This is a genomic window from Pedobacter sp. GW456-11-11-14-TSB4, from assembly GCF_059424425.1.
This window is the reverse complement of the sequence record NZ_JBWKZK010000002.1, coordinates 322,332-340,510: the sequence shown is the minus strand read 5'-3', so window position 1 is coordinate 340,510 and position 18,179 is coordinate 322,332. Positions and strand designations below refer to the sequence as shown.

The 18,179-nt window shown below is 34.5% G+C and carries 13 protein-coding genes; 10 read left to right on the top strand and 3 right to left on the bottom strand.

Annotation, left to right across the window (positions count from 1 at the left end):
* Window positions 1-421: 421 nt before the first annotated feature.
* On the bottom strand, window positions 422-1,780 hold the full coding sequence (mnmE, locus tag AC07XU_RS08875) for a tRNA uridine-5-carboxymethylaminomethyl(34) synthesis GTPase MnmE (protein WP_494943284.1): 1,359 nt from the start codon (window positions 1,778-1,780) through the stop codon (window positions 422-424).
* Between the two features lie 507 nt (window positions 1,781-2,287).
* On the opposite strand from mnmE, the gene AC07XU_RS08870 reads away from it, so the two are divergent.
* The gene (locus AC07XU_RS08870) at window positions 2,288-3,406 is read left to right on the top strand and encodes an AI-2E family transporter (RefSeq protein ID WP_494943283.1); all 1,119 of its coding nucleotides are present in this window, start codon (window positions 2,288-2,290) and stop codon (window positions 3,404-3,406) included.
* Between the two features lie 91 nt (window positions 3,407-3,497).
* Here the strand turns inward: AC07XU_RS08870 and AC07XU_RS08865 are convergent, their stop codons facing one another.
* The gene (locus AC07XU_RS08865; protein ID WP_494943282.1) at window positions 3,498-4,280 is read right to left on the bottom strand and encodes a sulfite exporter TauE/SafE family protein; all 783 of its coding nucleotides are present in this window, start codon (window positions 4,278-4,280) and stop codon (window positions 3,498-3,500) included.
* A 412-nt stretch (window positions 4,281-4,692) separates the two neighbouring features.
* On the opposite strand from AC07XU_RS08865, the gene AC07XU_RS08860 reads away from it, so the two are divergent.
* From AC07XU_RS08860 to AC07XU_RS08850, 3 genes are read left to right on the top strand one after another with little or no spacing between them, the layout of a single operon-like run.
* Entirely contained in the window at window positions 4,693-5,532 is an 840-nt protein-coding gene (locus AC07XU_RS08860) for a phage tail-like protein (RefSeq protein ID WP_494943281.1), read from the top strand.
* A gap of 7 nt (window positions 5,533-5,539) precedes the next feature.
* The gene (locus tag AC07XU_RS08855; protein ID WP_494943280.1) at window positions 5,540-6,337 is read left to right on the top strand and encodes a phage tail-like protein; all 798 of its coding nucleotides are present in this window, start codon (window positions 5,540-5,542) and stop codon (window positions 6,335-6,337) included.
* Window positions 6,337-7,122 carry a phage tail-like protein gene (locus AC07XU_RS08850; protein WP_494943279.1) on the top strand — a complete coding sequence of 262 codons (786 nt, stop codon included), beginning with the start codon at window positions 6,337-6,339 and terminating at the stop codon, window positions 7,120-7,122. The genes AC07XU_RS08855 and AC07XU_RS08850 overlap by 1 nt, the downstream gene beginning before the upstream one ends.
* Window positions 7,123-7,187: 65 nt before the next feature.
* Here AC07XU_RS08850 and argS read toward each other — a convergent pair whose 3' ends face one another.
* Window positions 7,188-8,960 (bottom strand): arginine--tRNA ligase, encoded by a 1,773-nt coding sequence (gene argS, locus AC07XU_RS08845; RefSeq protein ID WP_494943278.1) that lies wholly within the window; start codon window positions 8,958-8,960, stop codon window positions 7,188-7,190.
* Between the two features lie 276 nt (window positions 8,961-9,236).
* Between argS and AC07XU_RS08840 the strand changes: the two genes are divergently transcribed.
* From AC07XU_RS08840 to AC07XU_RS08815, 6 genes are all read left to right on the top strand, one after another.
* Window positions 9,237-10,685 carry an arginine deiminase family protein gene (locus AC07XU_RS08840; RefSeq protein ID WP_494943277.1) on the top strand — a complete coding sequence of 483 codons (1,449 nt, stop codon included), beginning with the start codon at window positions 9,237-9,239 and terminating at the stop codon, window positions 10,683-10,685.
* Window positions 10,686-10,761: 76 nt separating this feature from the next.
* Window positions 10,762-11,691 (top strand): citrulline utilization hydrolase CtlX, encoded by a 930-nt coding sequence (ctlX, locus tag AC07XU_RS08835; protein ID WP_494943276.1) that lies wholly within the window; start codon window positions 10,762-10,764, stop codon window positions 11,689-11,691.
* A gap of 490 nt (window positions 11,692-12,181) precedes the next feature.
* Window positions 12,182-12,760 (top strand): PhnA domain-containing protein, encoded by a 579-nt coding sequence (locus AC07XU_RS08830; protein WP_494943275.1) that lies wholly within the window; start codon window positions 12,182-12,184, stop codon window positions 12,758-12,760.
* Between the two features lie 605 nt (window positions 12,761-13,365).
* The gene (locus AC07XU_RS08825; RefSeq protein WP_494943274.1) at window positions 13,366-14,760 is read left to right on the top strand and encodes an arginine decarboxylase; all 1,395 of its coding nucleotides are present in this window, start codon (window positions 13,366-13,368) and stop codon (window positions 14,758-14,760) included.
* A gap of 604 nt (window positions 14,761-15,364) precedes the next feature.
* Window positions 15,365-16,087 (top strand): 3'-5' exonuclease, encoded by a 723-nt coding sequence (locus tag AC07XU_RS08820; protein WP_494943273.1) that lies wholly within the window; start codon window positions 15,365-15,367, stop codon window positions 16,085-16,087.
* Between the two features lie 223 nt (window positions 16,088-16,310).
* Window positions 16,311-18,023, top strand: a complete 1,713-nt coding sequence (locus AC07XU_RS08815) for an ABC transporter ATP-binding protein (RefSeq protein ID WP_494943272.1) — start codon at window positions 16,311-16,313, stop codon at window positions 18,021-18,023.
* Window positions 18,024-18,179 lie beyond the last annotated feature (156 nt).

Sequence of the window (18,179 nt, the reverse complement as noted above, 5' to 3'; positions counted from 1 at the left end):
GTGTACTCGGATGTTGGAACTCATGGTCTAAATAATTAAAAAATTTAAGGCGTACCAGTCCCATCCGAAAATCAAAATAACATATCCTGAATTCCGGAAAGTGTGATCGAAATCACAAAATAAAACAGCGTAGTGGCAGATTTTGACCGAACCGGTCATCCGTGGTAATTCACCCGGTAATTCCCCTTTTGGATAATTTACCCTACCAGTTAAGGTATTTAAGTGCACCTAAGGGTAAATAAGTGAAGTAATCTCCCCCTGTCTTTTTCGCCTCGCGAAGTAGCCCAAAAAAAGGGACAAACCAGGGACAAAAGTGGGCAAAAAGGGACAAAAAACCGAAAAGTCCGAACAAAGAAAAAACCGCTTAAATCATTGATTATAAGCGGTTTAATGTTGTTTTTGTTTGTCTATTTTTGTGCGTTTACTTGCCGATGCAAAACTTAGTAAATATATTCTCCAGCAAATCATCCGTTGTAACCTCTCCGGTAATTTCGCCTAAATAATGCAGCGCTTGCTTAATATCCATGGCTAAAAAATCAGACGTTACCGGATTATCGATATTGCTTAACACCTTGGCTAAAGCGTTTTCAGTTTGTTTTAAGGCCTCCAAATGGCGAATATTTGTCACCAAAGTTTCGCTGGTATTTAAATGATGTAAGTTAATTTTAGCTAGCAAAGCATTTTTTAACTCCTCTACCCCAACATTCTCTTTGGCCGAAAGAAATAAAACCTCTTTTTTTGCAAATTCCAATTTTTGTTCATCAGTAAACAAATCAGCTTTGTTTACAATTGCTAAAAACGGAATATCTATTTTTTTGAGGTCGGTTAATTGTTCGTCCAACTCATCAGGAGTTTGCAAAGCATCAACCATGTACAAAATCAGTTTAGCCTGTTTCATTCGCTCCAAAGTACGCTCCACCCCTTTCGCCTCGATAATATCGGCCGTATCTCTAATACCTGCTGTATCAATAAAACGGAAAATAACACCGTTAATATTTAATTCATCTTCAATAGTATCTCTAGTTGTACCTGCAATATCGCTCACAATTGCCCTGTCTTCATTTAAAAGCGCATTTAACAAGGTAGATTTACCCACATTTGGTTTACCTGCAATTACAATAGGAACCCCATTTTTGAGTACATTACCCATCTCAAAAGACGATATGAGACGTGAGATATGAGATATGAGACGCAATACCAAGGCCTTTAGTTGGTCTCTATTTGCAAACTCTACATCCTCTTCCGCAAAATCGAGCTCCAATTCTATCATCGATGCAAAGTGGATCAATTGCTCGCGTAAACCTTTAAGTTCGTTACTAAAACCACCCCTCATTTGTTGCATGGCCACATCATGCGAGGCTTTACTATCTGAAGCAATTAAATCTGCCACGGCCTCTGCCTGACTTAAATCTAAACCGCCATTTAAAAAAGCTCGCAAAGTAAACTCACCAGGCTTAGCCGGTCTGGCGCCATTTTTAATAAGCAGATTTAAAATTTGCTGTATAATGTAGTTAGAACCATGACACGATATTTCTACCACATTTTCTTTAGTGTAAGATTTTGGGGCAACATAAAGGCCAGCAACCACCTCATCAATAATCACATCGCCATCTTTAACCAAACCAAAATGCAAAGTATGCGAAGCTTGTTGGCTTAAATCTTTACCAGCAAAAACTTGATTTGTTAAACTAATCGCCTCTGGTCCAGATAATCGAATTACACCAATAGCACCGCTACCTGGCGGCGTTGATAAAGCAATAATGGTATCTTGATTGTACATGCTGCAAAAATACAGTTTTCAGTCGGCAGTTTTAAACTCAGCCTATATTTATCACTTTCACATTATTTTTTTAATCAGAAAACGATTGGCAGTAGGTTATGGCAAATTTAGCCCCGCTAACCGTTACAACTCCAAATTCTTTCCCGATTTCATCGGAAAAGAATTTGGGGTTTTCACTTTTATCGGGTTTATTATTTAAAGCAAGTGCTCACACTAACCCACCGATAAAGGCTGGCGACAAATGAGCAAAGAATTACCTTTTATATGAAAACGCAGTTGGTTGGGTTTATGCTGGTTTTTTTTTGCACAAATGTAACGATAATAGCCCTGATAGAGTGAATGCCGATTTTTCATCGGCAGCAACGAAAGCAGGAAGATACTTTAAAAATAGCTTTGCAATTGCGCTTCTAATTTAATTGACGCAAGTAGTTAACTGAAAAAAAATATTTTAACTCATTAAACAAACAAATTAACTAACTTTCTGTTGTTGCATCTAAATATACTGAAATGAAAGAACTTCCACTTACCGTTAAAAGATCAATAGAATTATTGGGTATTGTGCTTGCTGTTGCCATAATGGTAATTGGCAGAGATATTATTATGCCAATTATTATGGCATTTTTTATCAGTATAATGTTATTGCCTACCTATCGCTTTTTGCGAAGATATAAAGTTCCTGAATCGCTTTCTATTGTAATCCCTATTTTATTAGTAGCTGTTTTTATTGCTGGTATTGTGTGGTTTTTTTCTGCTCAAATAGGAATGTTGGTAGATGATTTTCCGCAGATTAAACAAAATGTAGCCAAACATTTGCAATCGCTACAAGAATGGGTTGGTAGTTTAACCGGTATTGATACTAAAGCACAAACGAAATTTATCAACGAGAAAAGTGATGACCTGCTTTCTATGGGCGGACAAGCTGCAAGCGGTGCTGCAGTAACTTTAAGTGGGGTTTTTATTTTTGTGGGTTTATTGCCAATTTATATTTATTTAATTCTCTTTTATAAGGATATTTTATTGCGTTTTACTTTTATGTGGTTTAAAACAGATGATCACTCGAAGGTGAAGGATGTAGTTTACCAAACCGAAAGTATTATTAAGAGCTACCTAATCGGCTTGTTAATTCAGGTTACTTATATGACTATATTATTAGGCGGAATTTTATTACTTATTGGTATAAAACATGCCTTACTAATTGGAGTTATCTTTGCCATTTTAAACTTAATACCTTACGTAGGTGCATTAATTGGTAATTTAATTGGTGTTTTGTTAACGCTAACCTCATCTACAGAATTATGGCCAGTAGTAACAGTTTTAGCTGTTATTGCAGTTGTTCAGTTTTTAGATAATAACATTTTAATGCCGCGTATTGTAGGTTCTAAAGTTAAAATTAATGCATTGTTCTCTATCCTCGGTGTGTTAATTGGTGGCAGTATTGCAGGGGTTTCGGGTATGTTTTTATCATTACCAATAATCGCCGTTCTTAAAATCATTTTTGATCGTACCGAACAATTTAAACAATGGGGCGTTTTATTGGGCGACGAAAGACCAGAGAAAAGTCCGATGCAGTTTCCGATATTTAGAAAAAAGAAAGTGGTGGAAACTAAATCTGGGGTAGAGAAGTAGTAATTAGTTCATTAGTTCATTAGAGTTGATGTCTTAAAAATAACATATAATTCTTACGAAAGTGGCACTATTGGCCAATGAACAATTGATACTAATGAACTAATCTATTAAGAACATCCCAAGCAAATCTTAATATTGTTCCAAAAACCACAATTAAGAAGAAGATACGGATAAATTTATTGCCTTTTAGCAAGGCGAGCCGAGCGCCAAAAAATGAGCCCAAGATATTAAAAGCAGCCATTGGCAACGCATATTGATACAATACATGCCCTGTTGAGCTGAAGTAAATCAGCGCTGCTAAATTGGTAGCAATATTCACAATTTTAGCATGGGCACTTGCTCCAACAAAATCAAATCCAAGCACAGCTATAAAAGCTAAGATTAGAAAAGAACCCGTTCCCGGACCTATTAAACCATCATAAAAACCTATAATTAAACCGAAAAACCCAGCTAATAAAATTTGTTTTTTAATGGAATGCTCTTTATGCTGATGGATACCGAATTGTTTATTAAAATAGGTATAAATGGCTACTCCAATTAACACCACTAAAATAATCGGCTTTATTACTTCATTATTTATTAGGCTTACTGAATACGCTCCTAAAAGTGATGCACAAAAAGCTGTAAAAACACAAGCTCCTAAAACTTTTAAATTAAATTTTACTTGTTTGGAGTATTTATAAGCAGCTACAGTGGTACCCATTAACGATGGGATTTTAACTGTGCCAAAAATACTGGCAACAGGATAATGTGGCAAAATTAATAGCGTTGCTGGCGTTTGCAATAATCCGCCCCCACCTACAATTGCGTCAATAAAACCAGCCGAGAATGCTGCTAAACAGAGGAGAACGAGTTCTTGCAAATAATCAGTCATCTAAAATATCTTTTTTACAATAATTTTCATTTTAAATTACAATTGTTAAACACTGTAATTTTGGGTTTATCACCAATATTTTTACAATATGAGCTAATTCTTAAGTCATCATTAAATTTTTTAGGGGATTTTAGAGGAAATTCAACTCCATATTGTATACCTATTTCCATATATAAAATTGTGTAACCATAATTTATTTTTATTTCGCAAATTATATATTTCTGTAGATTAAAATTCATTTTATGTGGTAAATGATGTGTTCATTGATAATTTTCAATAAAATTAATTGTAGATTTTTTTCGTTAAGCAACTATAAAAACAAATTTTTATAAGGTTAATACAAATTTTGTTTGCTTATTGGACACTTAATTGCATAGATTTTTTTTGAATTTTTATTATAATGCTTCTATAAATGAAAAAAATAATTGTTGCAGTAGCATATGTTATTGTATTTTTAATTGATGCAAAAGCTCAAAGTGGAATTGGCACAAAAAATCCTACTATATCCTCAAATCTCGAAGTATCAACAACAAATAAGGGAGTATTATTCCCTCGAATGGGTATATTAAATATAAATGATAAAAGCCCCATTACTTCTACACCAAATGATGGATTATTAATATTTAACACTAACACCAATACAAAATATACTCTTTTTCATTGGGACGGAGCTGCAAATATGGGCCTAGGTGCTTGGAATGCTCATTTATTATTTAAAGAAACACCCAAAACAGCAGTTATCGGAATAGATGGTTCAAACATAGCAGTTCTTGATAATGCGGACCCTGGAAATACCAGCAATGTAATTGGTGCTACCAATAATCTTGTTATATATAATTCTGGCTATTTACCTAATTTAGTAGTTAGTAAAACTGCTACAGAATTAAGAACTACAATAGGTAGTGGAACCTATACATTAGAAGTTTCATTTTTAATTAGTGCTCCAGCTCCAGAGGTAGGACGAGGAGAACCATTGCAAGGCTCCTATTATAGCATGGGATATTTTATTGACTTTTTTTTAACAACTGGAGGTATTGATTTACCAAGGGTAAGAACTGAAAGATCTTCATTATCGTTTATAAACGAACCACATAGAGTAACATTTAACTTAACTTTTACTGCAGCTACCAATAGTAGTTTTCCAACGTCACGTTTTTTTGTAAATATCGGAAGGCGTTCAGGATCATCACATAATGATTTAGTAAACATCATCCCTGAAGGTTCTTATTATAAAATAACAAAAATTAAATAGAAGTGATATGAAAAATTTTACACTAAGCTTTGCACTTTCATTTGTTATTTGCTTTGCTAATGCCCAAAACAACACCGCTGTTAATTCTCGAATAGCAAATCCATCAGCTGCGCTCGATTTATCTATTAATACAAATAATAAAGCATTTTTGCCTCCAAGAGTTACGATTACAACGCTAGACAATATCATTTCGCCAATTAGCAACCCTGCAGAAGGCTTGGTTGTATACAATGTTGGCAATGATCAATTAACAGGTTTTTATATATTTCTGAATGGAGTTTGGAGTTTATTGGCAACAAGAGAAAATTCCATAATGAATGCAGTTTATCAAAATCCGTCAAACACTGTATTCCCTATGAGTTCTACATTTAATACGTTAGGTGGGTTTGTAATAGTTTCAAATAACTCTGGTGGAGATATAACAATTACTGGAGGCAGTGATTTCACCTTACAGCCTGGGAAATATGTTTTTACTATAGCATTAAATGTGCAAAATTTAATCACTGATGAAACAAATGTTGGTGCCGCCATTACTAATGGCACCATAAGTTCCCATGCTCACTTTTATACTGGCAGAATGTGGGATGGTAGTGAATCAGTAGGACAAAATATAAAAATGAATGCAACATCAAATACATCTGGGTCTTTAGCAGATGGAAGAAAGCATTCCGTTGTCTTCAATTTCTCTTTTGAAATAAGCACAGTTAAAACTGTAAAATTTCAATTAGCTAGACCAACTGGTGGTAGTTATAACGGAGATATTAACATTATCAATACCTCTATAATTATCGAAAAATCATACTAATGAAAAAATTTTATACGCTTTTTATCTTAATCTTATTAAGTAAAATTATTAATGCTCAAACTGGCATTAATACACTAAATCCTCATTCATCTGCGGCATTAGATATTGTTGCGACTGATAGAGGCGTATTGTTACCAAAATATACATTAGTTAATCTTACTGATAATGCTTCACCAATTAACAACCCAAGCATTGGTTCACTTATTTATAACCAATCGGGCACTCATGCAAAAGGTTATTATTATTGGGATGGAGCAAAATGGAATAGGTTAATTGTGAATAGTGAAATTGCCCGTGTTCTAAATTTAAAGGTTACTACAGGAAATTTGACCCCCGCAAACACAGATATTAATTATTTAAGCTTTACAAATTCGAATACTACATTTACCAATACTTTAGGTATTCCTAATCCAAATGGTACAGATATTACTTTACCAGCGGGCACATATAGAGTAGATATATCTATCGATTGTCAATCAAATACTTCATTAAATAGCGGTACAATTGCCTCTGTTAAACACTTATACGTTTTAGATGCTGCTATTGTAACCAGTTCTTCTACAACTTCTAGCTTTACACCTATTACTGATGTAAAAACAATAAGTGATATTTCAAATTTTGGTTCAGCAAGTATACAAGGATACACATTTACTTTTGTCTTTACATTAACTACTGAGCAGGCTGTTAAAATTTTGCTTAGAAATGGAAGTGGTGCCACAACTAATGTAATTAAAGCTAATAGCAATGCTGGCTTATCTGTTACTTTTTTAAATATGTTTCAATAAAACAATAATCAATGAATTAATTTATAATGCAAAAGAAAATAGCTATAAAATAGTTATATATTAATCTACATCCTTTCTGGTACATTTATACCCAATATCGCTGTACCTGCTTTTAAAACATCGGCTGTAACCTTGCAAATATTTAAACGATGTTGTTTTAATACCTCATTTTCTTCTTTAACAATTGGCGGAACTTCGTGGTAAAACTTATTAAACAACTTTGCCACTTCATATAAATAGTTCGCTAAAAATGCCGGACTGTATGCCTTTGCTGCATTAGTTAATTCAACAGGATATTTAGCCAGAAGCATAATCATTTCCAACTCTGTTGGTTCTAATACTCCAAAATCCAAACTCTTCACTCCCGATTTATAATTAGCTTTTGCTAAAAGCGATTTAATTCTTGCATGTGTATATTGAATAAACGGCCCAGTATTGCCTTGAAAATCTATGGACTCTGCAGGATCAAATAACAAACGTTTTTTAGGTTCTACTTTCAATAAGAAATATTTCAAAGCACCTAAACCAATATTGTAATAAAGTATGGCTTTTTCTTCTTCAGAAAAATCGTTGATTTTGCCTAATGCTTCTGTTTTTTCTTTTGCAGTATTAATCATTTCAGCAACCAAGTCGTCAGCATCAACAACTGTACCTTCCCTACTTTTCATTTTACCGCTAGGTAAATCTACCATACCGTAACTTAAATGATGCAAACCTTTAGCCCAGCTTTTACCTAGTTTTTCTAAAATCAAGAACAAAACCTTAAAGTGATAATCTTGCTCGTTACCAACCACATAAATTGATTGATCCATGCCAAAATCATCATATTTCATTTGTGCAGTTCCTAAGTCTTGGGTGATATAAACCGAAGTTCCATCAGCACGCAACACCAATTTTTGGTCTAGGCCATCGGCAGTTAAATCAATCCACACAGAGCCATCCTCTTTTTTAAAGAAAACACCTTTTTCTAATCCTTCATCAACGGTATCTTTACCTAATAAATAAGTGTTGCTTTCGTAATAATATTTATCAAAATCAACTCCTAAGTTTTTATAACTCACCTCAAAGCCATCGTACACCCAACCGTTCATCTTTTTCCAAAGACTAATCACCTGCTCATCACCTGCCTCCCAAGCTAAGAGCATTTTTTGCGCTTCTTTAATTAGTGGTGCATTCTTTTTAGCCTCATCCTCGGTTTGTCCTTCAGCTTTTAGCGCATCTATTTCTTTTTTGTATTCTTTATCAAAAATTACATAGTACTTCCCTACCAAATGATCGCCTTTTAATCCAGAACTTTCTGGAGTTTCATTATCACCCCATTTTTGCCAAGCTAACATCGATTTGCAGATATGAATACCTCTATCGTTTACCAAGTTAACTTTAAAAACTTCGTAACCATCGGCTTTTAGCAACTCAGCAACCGAATAACCCAATAAATTATTACGTACATGGCCTAAATGTAAAGGCTTGTTGGTATTAGGCGATGAATACTCAACCATTACTTTTTTGCCATTCGCTTTCACTTTACCAAAATCATCATTTAACAACTCATTATTGAATAAATTGATCCAGTAATCATCAGCTATGCTTAAATTTAAAAAGCCTTTTACCACATTAAAAGCAGTAACTTCTGCTACATTTGCTACTAAATATTCACCTATTGCAGTTGCCGTTTCTTCTGGCGATTTCTTAGAAATTTTAGTAATCGGAAAAACAACAATTGTTACCTGACCTTCAAATTCTTTACGTGTTTCTTGTATATTGATTACACTTTCGGCAATTTCCTCGTTGTAAATATGTTTAATTGCGTTAAGCGTGGCAGTGATAATAAAATTCATGATGCAAAAATAGCGATTAAAGACTAAAGCTGAAAGAAACATATTGATGCTTTAAAAATAATAATTTGGGCGTTCGGGCGGGCTATCCGCTATATCTTTTAGCTTTCCTTCGCTGCGCTTGGGCTAAAAGTATACCGCTCCTATCCCTAACGCAAACCTAACTAATGAACCAATGATGCCAATGAACCATTCTTCCTAATTTTTCCTTCTTTCCAACTTTCATACTTTCGGACTTTCAAAAAATCTAATAGCTTTGTAACGAGACATACCAAATATATGAGCGGAAAAGAAAATTTCGAAGTGAACGTTAATACAGAAATTGGAAGATTGAGAAAATTACTCATCCACAGTCCTGATAGCGGGTTGGGAAAAGTAGTACCTTCTAAAGCGCAAGACTGGCTTTTTGAGGATATTGTACACCTTGATACTATCCGCAAGGGCGAATACGATTATTACCTTAAACTGTTGATGTATTTTTTGGATCCAGCAAAAATCAAAGGTAAATTAGCAGATATTGATTCGGATGAAGCTAACCGAAATTTCTTTAAGCCAAATCATCCAGATTTTCATAATTCTAAATCAGTTATCGAAGTTCAGAATTTACTGAGCGAAATGTTAGAAAATGAATCTATCAGAAAAAAATTGGTGGCTGCCGTTGCCGCTATTGAAGGTTGCACTTATAAAGTACAGTTAGAATTAACCAATACCAATCCTAAAGATTTAGCAGAAATTTTCATCTCTGGAACTTTGCCAGATGACACGATGATTTTTGCTCCAATACCTAATTTAATCTTTACCAGAGATGTAGGTACAACCATCAATAATCATATTTTATTAAACAAGCCTGCTAAAAAAGCTCGTGTTCGCGAAACATTGTTGATGCGTTACATTTTCTTTAACCATCCAATTTTTGAAAATTACAGCAACAATATTTTAGAAATACCCGATGTTACCATGCACTTTTTAAGGCCTGGAGATGAGCCAGCATTTAGCACTACTTTAGAAGGTGGCGATGTAATGATGGTGAGCCCAAACCATGTACTAATTGGTTGCAGTGAACGTACTTCTGAGCATGGTGCTAATGAAGCCATTAAACTTTTGTTCGACCAAAACGTAGTAGAAAAAGTAACGGTTGTTAAAATTCCAGCAAAGCGAGATTACATGCATTTGGATACTGTTTTTACACAAGTAAAACGCAATACTTGGGTAATTTTAAATTCTATCGCTCATTCGCCTAAGTTTAATGCAGATGAACCAATTAACTTTTTAAAAGAACCAGAAAAATTAGAAGCCACAACTGCTATTCAATTTCATAAAGATAAACCAGGTCAACCTAAATATTTTGAGCATGTAGAAGCTTTGTTAAATGACATTAGTCAGAATGATTTAAAGAGTACCGAACCTACCAAAATTATTTATAGCGGCAATAATCAATTCCCTTACGATTCGAGAGAGCAATGGACCGACTCTTGTAACCTCTTGGCTATTAAAGAAGGAGTTGTTTTAGGTTACGATAGAAATGATAAAACAGTTGAAGCTTTTAAAGCGGAAGGTTTTAATGTAGTTGATGTGAAAGATTTAATTAATGATTTAGAAAGTGGCAAAGCAGATGCAGAAACCATTACAGACACTTTAATTTTGATGCCTTCGGCAGAATTATCTCGTGCTCGTGGCGGTTTTCACTGTATGAGTTTACCGATTTTGAGAGACAATTTAGATAATTAGTTCATTTGTAGTTAGTTCATTTGTAAATCACATCGAATGAACCAATGAACAAATGAGCCATTGAAACAATGCACTAATGAACCAGATCACAAACCATATCTTAATGATCCGCCCTGTTGATTTTAAATTCAACGAACAAACAGCAGGAAACAATAAATTTCAGCAAGCTAGTGAGCAAAGTGAAGTACAACAACAAGCTTTACTTGAATTTGATGGCTTTGTAAAAGTTCTTCGTGATAACGGAGTTGATGTAACAGTTATTGACGATACTTTAGAACCAGCTACTCCAGACTCTATTTTCCCGAATAACTGGGTTTCATTTCATGAAGATGGCGCTGTTTTTCTTTATCCTATGTTTTCTGAAAATCGTAGGTTAGAAAGAAGAAATGAAATATTAAAAACTTTAGAGCGCAATTTTGAGATAAGCCACATCAATGATTTAAGCTTTTACGAAAACAGAAATATTTTCTTAGAGGGTACAGGCAGCATGGTTTTAGATCGGGCAGAAAAAATTGCTTATGCTTGTTTAAGCGTACGTACTGAGGTAGAAGCATTTAATAATTTTTGTCAATTGGCAGGATATAAATCGGTAATATTTAAGGCGGTTGATTCATCAAACTACCCAATTTACCATACCAATGTGATGATGTGTATTGGAGATAAATTTGCTGTGATCTGTCTTGATTCGATACCTAATTTGTACGAACGTGATTTTGTACAAAAAGCATTAAGCCTTTCTAGCAAAGAAGTTATTAAAATTAGTCTGGACCAAATGAACCATTTTGCAGGTAACATGTTACAAGTTAAAAATAACAAGGGTGAAAGTTTGTTAGTAATGTCTGAGCAAGCTTATAAAGTACTTGATGAAATACAAATTAAAACCTTATCAAAATACGCCAAACTGATTTATGCGCCAATTTATACCATAGAGCAAAATGGAGGCGGTAGTGCAAGGTGTATGTTGGCGGAGGTTCATTTGCCTTTGAGGCAGTTTTTAACCACATAGAAACCTAGAGAACATAGTTTAAATATCACCACTGCAACCTTTCACAGTTGAGATTTAACAACAAAGATATAAAGTACGCAAAAGCTCCTCAACCCCCTAAGATACCTAAGCGAACCAAAGCTCAATTACAATTTATTTCGAAATGAGCTGTTCGCAATTGAGAAACAATTTTAGTTTTGTCATCCAGAACGCAGTGAAGGATCTCAAATAGTAATGTTTTTAACCGCGAAAATATAAAGAACGCTAAGATTTCTTAACCACCTAAGAAACCTGAGCGCACCCAAGCTCAATTATCCGTTATTTTCGAAATGAGCTTTTCGTGATTGAGAACCTCAAAGGGCTTATCGAAGCTAAATCTTCAATGTTGTCATCCAGAACGCAGTGAAGTATCTCTTCTATCAACTCTATTTCATAAATCCCAAAAGTCGGAATCCTTAACCCGCTGCCCCATCCAAATAAAATTAGTATTTTCGCGGAAAATCTAATAAACATGTCTCTAGAAAAACAACTCTCAACTCGTTCAGGTAATAAATGCGAATTATGTACAGCTACAGCTCATTTAACTGTTTATGAAGTACCTCCTACTAGCAATGCCAATACAGATAACAGTGTTTTAGTGTGTAAAACCTGCTTAGATCAGATTGAGAAAACAGAACAGATTAATCCTGAGCATTGGAAAATACTAACCGAAACCATGTGGAGCGAATTTGCCCCCGTACAAGTAGTAGCTTGGCGTATGTTAAGCAGGTTAAGAAATGAGGGTTGGGCTGCCGACAGCTTAGATATTTTATACCTTGATGATGAAACCTTAGAATGGGCTAAAAAAACCGGCGATCATGAGCAAGATGGAACGGTAGAATTTCACCAAGATAGCAATGGCGCTCGCTTGCATGAAGGTGATACTGTTGTTTTAATTAAAACGCTAGACGTTAAAGGCTCAACTTTAAGTGCAAAATTAGGCACTGTGGTTAAAAACATTCGTTTGGTGCATGATAATACCGAACAAATTGAAGGTAAAGTAGAAGGCCAAACCATTGTGATTTTAACTAAATATTTGAGAAAAGGATAGTTCTTTTCTCCGTCGTCATTGCGAACAAAGTGAATCAATCTCCTCTTTATTAATAACCGCAAAGACACAAAGAACGCAAAGATTTATTTTTACCGTCAGTCTGAATGATTTTTATTTTATAACAATCAACATTAATGAAGTGAATTTTTAGCTTTCTTTGTCATCCAGATTCGCCGCGGCGGAGAAGGATTCTAACATCATATTAAAAAATGAGATTCTTCGTTCCTAGGAATGACAAAGTTGTTGTTTTTAACTATGAGAATTATAAATCATAAAAAAACTATTCCATTAGTAGTTTATTGGAAATATTCACCAACCACCAATCTTTTTGTTTTGCTGCACAACACCATCCAACCTTAAATAGCACCGACAACTTTGCCATCTAAACCTGATATAAGCGAGCATGTAGCCCCGATCTTTAGGTTGGTGCGAAATAAAGCGATTAGCAGGGCTGCAATTGCCGATTAAAACTGTTTCTGCTTTTCAAATGTTGTAAAGAATTATATCCTTTTCGTAAAACTTTTTCATACAAAACCGATTAATTTTAAACTACTACATTAATTCTCAAATTAAAATTACATTTTTGCAAAAATTATTTATTATAAATGCAGAGTTACTCAGAATTTCTTGACTTAAGTGTTGGTTTTCCGCAAGAAGGTTACAGCGTTATTGACGACGAATTGTACTTTCAGGACCTTAATTTAATGGAAATGATAGAAACTTATGGTACGCCATTACGTTTCACCTATTTACCGATGATTAGTAAAAAGATACAACAAGCTAAATTGTTGTTTCAAACGGCTATCATTAAAAATAATTACCGTGGCGATTATAAGTATTGCTACTGCACCAAAAGCTCGCACTTTAGACATATTGTTGAGGAAGCGCTTAAAAATGGTATTCACTTAGAAACTTCGTCGGCTTTTGATATGCCAATGATTGAAGCTTTGGAGAAAAAAGGTGCCTTAACTAAAGACATTACCGTAATTTGTAATGGTTTTAAAACTTACCAATACAAGCAATATATTGTAGATATGTTGCACGATGGTTATAAAAATATCATCCCGGTACTGGATAACAAGGAAGAATTTAATCTTTACGACGACGAAATTGAAATGGATACACCTTGTAATTTGGGTATCCGTATTGCGGCAGAAGAGCAACCAGACTCTCAATTTTACACCTCTCGTTTAGGCGTTCGTTTAGAAGATGTAATTGAATTTTATAACAACAAAATTGCTGGTAATCCGAACTTTAGGGTAAAGTTACTGCATTTCTTTATCAACTCTGGTATTACAGATTCGCCTTATTATTGGAACGAATTAGAGAAATACGTTACGCTTTATTGTAAGTTCAAAAAGATTAATCCTGAGTTAGATACTTTAGATATTGGCGGTGGTATGCCATTTAAGGATAGCTTAGTTTTCGATTTCGATTACGAATACATGGTTAACGAAATTGTAAAGCGAATTAAAGAAATTTGTGCTGAACATGATGTAATTGAACCAGATATTATTACCGAATTTGGCAAATATACAGTTGCCGAAGCTTCTGGAATTTTATACAAAGTTTTGGGTCGTAAACAACAAAACGATCGCGAGAAATGGTTAATGTTAGATGGTTCTTTCATTACCAACTTACCAGATGTTTGGGCTTTAAATCAAAAATATATTCTCTTACCAATAAACAACTGGGATGCTGAATATGAGCGTGTTAACTTAGGCGGTATTACTTGCGATGGACAAGATTATTACAATCAAGAAGCTCATATGAACAGTGTTTTTATGCCTAAAACCCGTAAGGTACAATATTTAGGTTTCTTTAACACTGGTGCTTACCAAGAGGTTTTAAGTGGTTATGGCGGTATTCATCATTGTTTGTTGCCTAGTCCTAAACACGTAATTATACGCCGTAACCGCGATGAAACTTTTAATTTCGAGGTTTTTGGCGAAGAGCAAAATAGTAAGCAGGTGTTAAAAATTCTAGGTTACACTTCGTAACATAGCTTAAATTATAATATAATCCTTCTCAAATTCGAGAGGGATTTTTTTTTATTATTTTCGTCATTTCGAACGAGATTTTTATCGAGGAGAAATCTGTTCTATAACTAATTAAAAATTATTTGTAAAGCAAAACCAGTGCTAATAGGATAATTTAGTCCTGCTATCATTCCAAGTCCTCTCCGCCGCGGCGGATGTGGGCTTTCCATTTTATCAGGTTTAGAAAACAAAAGCTTGTGATGCTATGATGTGGCTAAAGCCAAAAAGCATTATTTGTTATCCGTCGGTTAAAACCGACGGCAATGAACTTGATATGTTTTAAAAAATATAGACACAATTAATATACATTTTCTCTGTTAAAACCGACGGCAATGAATTTGATATGTTTTAAAAAATCTAAACACAATTAATAAACATTTTCTCTGTTAAAACCGACGGCAATTAATTTGAAATTTATTATTTTTTTTGTGCTGTGAAGTTCATTGCCGTTGGCTTCAGCCAACGGACTAATAGATTATTAATTTGGCTTTAGCCACATTTGGAAAATTCACATTAATTTTCCTATCTTCCATTCCCCTATTTAATTATAGCACATAACCTACCTATGCTTAAAGAAGTAGACTTAAATAAGGTTTTTGTAATTGACATTGAAACTGTGCCTTTGTATGAATTTTTCGAAGAAATGCCATTACAGATGCAAGCTCTTTGGGATAACAAAACGCAATTTCATCGCAAAGACGATAAAACACCAGAGCAATTTTACGAGCGAGCAGGAATTTGGTCGGAGTTTGGTAAAATTATTTGCATTAGCGTAGGCTTATTTCACAAACAACAAGGAAAACTAAACTTTAGAGTTAATTCCTATTACGGCGATAATGAAGTTGAAGTGCTAAATCAGTTTAACGAATTGTTAGCAAAACAACCTAAAGATCTCATTTTATGTGCACACAATGGAAAAGAATTCGATTTTCCCTATTTATGTCGCAGAATGTTAGTTAACGCAGTTACCATTCCAGAACAGTTACAAATAGCAGGTAAAAAACCCTGGGAAATTTACCATATCGATACCATGGAACTTTGGAAGTTTGGAGATTATAAAAACTATACCTCGTTAAATTTATTGGCCGCAATTTTTAACATTCCAACACCAAAAGATGATATTGATGGCAGTATGGTTAAAGACGTGTATTACAAAGAGAAAAATTTAAAACGAATAGTAAATTACTGCCAAAAAGATGTAATTACTACTGCACAAATTTTACTGCGTTTTAAAGGATTACCAGCAATTGCTGATGAAGATATTTCTATTGCTCCTGAAAAAATATAAATAGTAAGATATTTTTAAGAAAGAAAATCCTGCGCTCAAGCTTTCCTCAGCTACCCGCTAAAAGGCTATTTACTTTTCAATTAATGAAAAGAAAAAAAAATTATGCTGCATTGAATTAGCTAATAATCAAATCTTCGGTTGAGTATCTCGGTTTGACGTCTCCACTAACCAAACTATTTATTTACACGCTAACAAGTCAAAATATTTTTTACCTTAGTAATCAATGTTAGATGTAAAAGAACTCGCCATATCATTTTATAACCGAGAAGAAAAAACTTGGAGTGAAGCCGTACATAAAGTTAGTTTTAACTTGGCAAAAGGTAAAGTTTTAGGCATTGTTGGCGAGAGTGGCTCAGGTAAATCTGTTACTTCATTCTCCATCATGCGTTTGCATGATTCTCAAAATACCAACATTACTGGATCAATTGATTTCGAAAATATCAGTTTACTTAACTTGTCTGATCACGAGATCAGAAATTATCGTGGCAACAAAATGGCCATGATTTTTCAGGAACCAATGACCTCATTAAACCCAGTTTTTACCTGTGGTTACCAAGTTGAGGAAGCAATTATCTTACACCAAAAAATAAGTAAGGAAGCTGCAAAGGCCCAGACAATTGCCTTATTTAACGAAGTTCAACTTCCTCGCCCAGAAAATATTTTTGAGAGCTATCCTCATCAATTATCTGGCGGACAGAAACAGCGAGTGATGATTGCGATGGCATTGAGCTGTAATCCCGAATTACTTATTGCTGACGAGCCAACTACTGCTTTAGACGTAACAGTTCAGAAAACTATTTTAGAGTTGCTGCTACGCCTTAAAAACGAACGAAACATGGGTTTAATATTCATCTCTCACGATTTAGCAGTAATGAGTGAAATTGCAGATGAGCTTTTGGTAATGTACAAAGGTGATATTGTAGAGCAAGGACCAGCAAAGCAATTGTTTAACAACCCTCAACATCCTTACACGAAAGGGCTTTTAGCATGTCGACCAGCACCACAGCGGAGATTAAAAAAATTACCAGTTGTGGCAGATTTTTTAAATGAAGATACCGCTGTTGGTGTGCAACATTTATTGGCAATAAACAGTTTTACTGATCAAGAAATTGAAGAAAGACGCCATCAATTATATACACAAAAACCCTTATTACAGGTTCAAAATTTGTGTACTTGGTACCCGATAAAAAAAGGATTATTTGGCAAGACAAAATCTTACGTTAAGGCGGTAGACGATATTACTTTTGATGTTTTTCCGGGCGAAACCTTGGGCTTGGTTGGCGAAAGTGGCTGTGGAAAAACAACTTTAGGCAGAAGTATTTTACGCTTGGTTGAACCAACATCGGGTAATGTTATTTTTGATGGGAAGGATTTAACTAAATTAAACAAAGTCGATTTGAGAAAAATGCGCAGAGATGTGCAAATCATTTTTCAAGATCCGTATTCTTCATTAAATCCAAAAATAACGGTTGGTAATGCCATTATGGAACCTTTGCAAGTACATAAAGTATTTAAAAACGACCAAGAACGCAAAGCGCATGTGTTACATTTATTAGAAAAGGTTAATTTAAATCCCGAACATTTCGACCGTTATCCTCATGAGTTTTCTGGCGGACAAAGACAACGGATTGTGATTGCAAGAGCTTTGGCATTAAAACCAAAATTTATTATTTGCGATGAATCTGTTTCGGCTTTAGATGTTTCTGTACAAGCGCAGGTGTTAAACTTACTAAGAGAATTACAACAAGAATTTGGCCTAACTTACATTTTCATATCACATGATTTAGCTGTTGTAAAACATATTTCAGACCGCATGATTGTAATGAACAAAGGAAAGGTTGAGGAAGAAGGTTTCCCAGAAATCATCTACAATTCTCCAAAAGCTGAATATACCAAACGATTAATCGCAGCCATACCGGGGAAGAATAGTTTTTAATGGATCTTTGTCATTCAGATCCGCCGAGGCGGAGAAGGATTTTTGTAAATAAATTCACAAATGAGATTCCTCGTTACTGGGAATGACGAAAATTACTAATCGGTTTTCAGTTGTAATATTTATTACGTTGCCCTATTCGATGCAGATGCTGAAATA

Coding starts and splice junctions, on each gene's coding strand:
- AC07XU_RS08855 (WP_494943280.1), top strand. CDS start 5,540: ATGAAAAATTTTACACTAAGCTTTGCACTTTCATTTGTTATTTGCTTT.
- mnmE (WP_494943284.1), bottom strand. CDS start 1,780: ATGTACAATCAAGATACCATTATTGCTTTATCAACGCCGCCAGGTAGC.
- AC07XU_RS08870 (WP_494943283.1), top strand. CDS start 2,288: ATGAAAGAACTTCCACTTACCGTTAAAAGATCAATAGAATTATTGGGT.
- AC07XU_RS08815 (WP_494943272.1), top strand. CDS start 16,311: ATGTTAGATGTAAAAGAACTCGCCATATCATTTTATAACCGAGAAGAA.
- argS (WP_494943278.1), bottom strand. CDS start 8,960: ATGAATTTTATTATCACTGCCACGCTTAACGCAATTAAACATATTTAC.
- AC07XU_RS08820 (WP_494943273.1), top strand. CDS start 15,365: ATGCTTAAAGAAGTAGACTTAAATAAGGTTTTTGTAATTGACATTGAA.
- ctlX (WP_494943276.1), top strand. CDS start 10,762: ATGAACCAGATCACAAACCATATCTTAATGATCCGCCCTGTTGATTTT.
- AC07XU_RS08850 (WP_494943279.1), top strand. CDS start 6,337: ATGAAAAAATTTTATACGCTTTTTATCTTAATCTTATTAAGTAAAATT.
- AC07XU_RS08865 (WP_494943282.1), bottom strand. CDS start 4,280: ATGACTGATTATTTGCAAGAACTCGTTCTCCTCTGTTTAGCAGCATTC.
- AC07XU_RS08840 (WP_494943277.1), top strand. CDS start 9,237: ATGAGCGGAAAAGAAAATTTCGAAGTGAACGTTAATACAGAAATTGGA.
- AC07XU_RS08830 (WP_494943275.1), top strand. CDS start 12,182: ATGTCTCTAGAAAAACAACTCTCAACTCGTTCAGGTAATAAATGCGAA.
- AC07XU_RS08825 (WP_494943274.1), top strand. CDS start 13,366: ATGCAGAGTTACTCAGAATTTCTTGACTTAAGTGTTGGTTTTCCGCAA.
- AC07XU_RS08860 (WP_494943281.1), top strand. CDS start 4,693: ATGAAAAAAATAATTGTTGCAGTAGCATATGTTATTGTATTTTTAATT.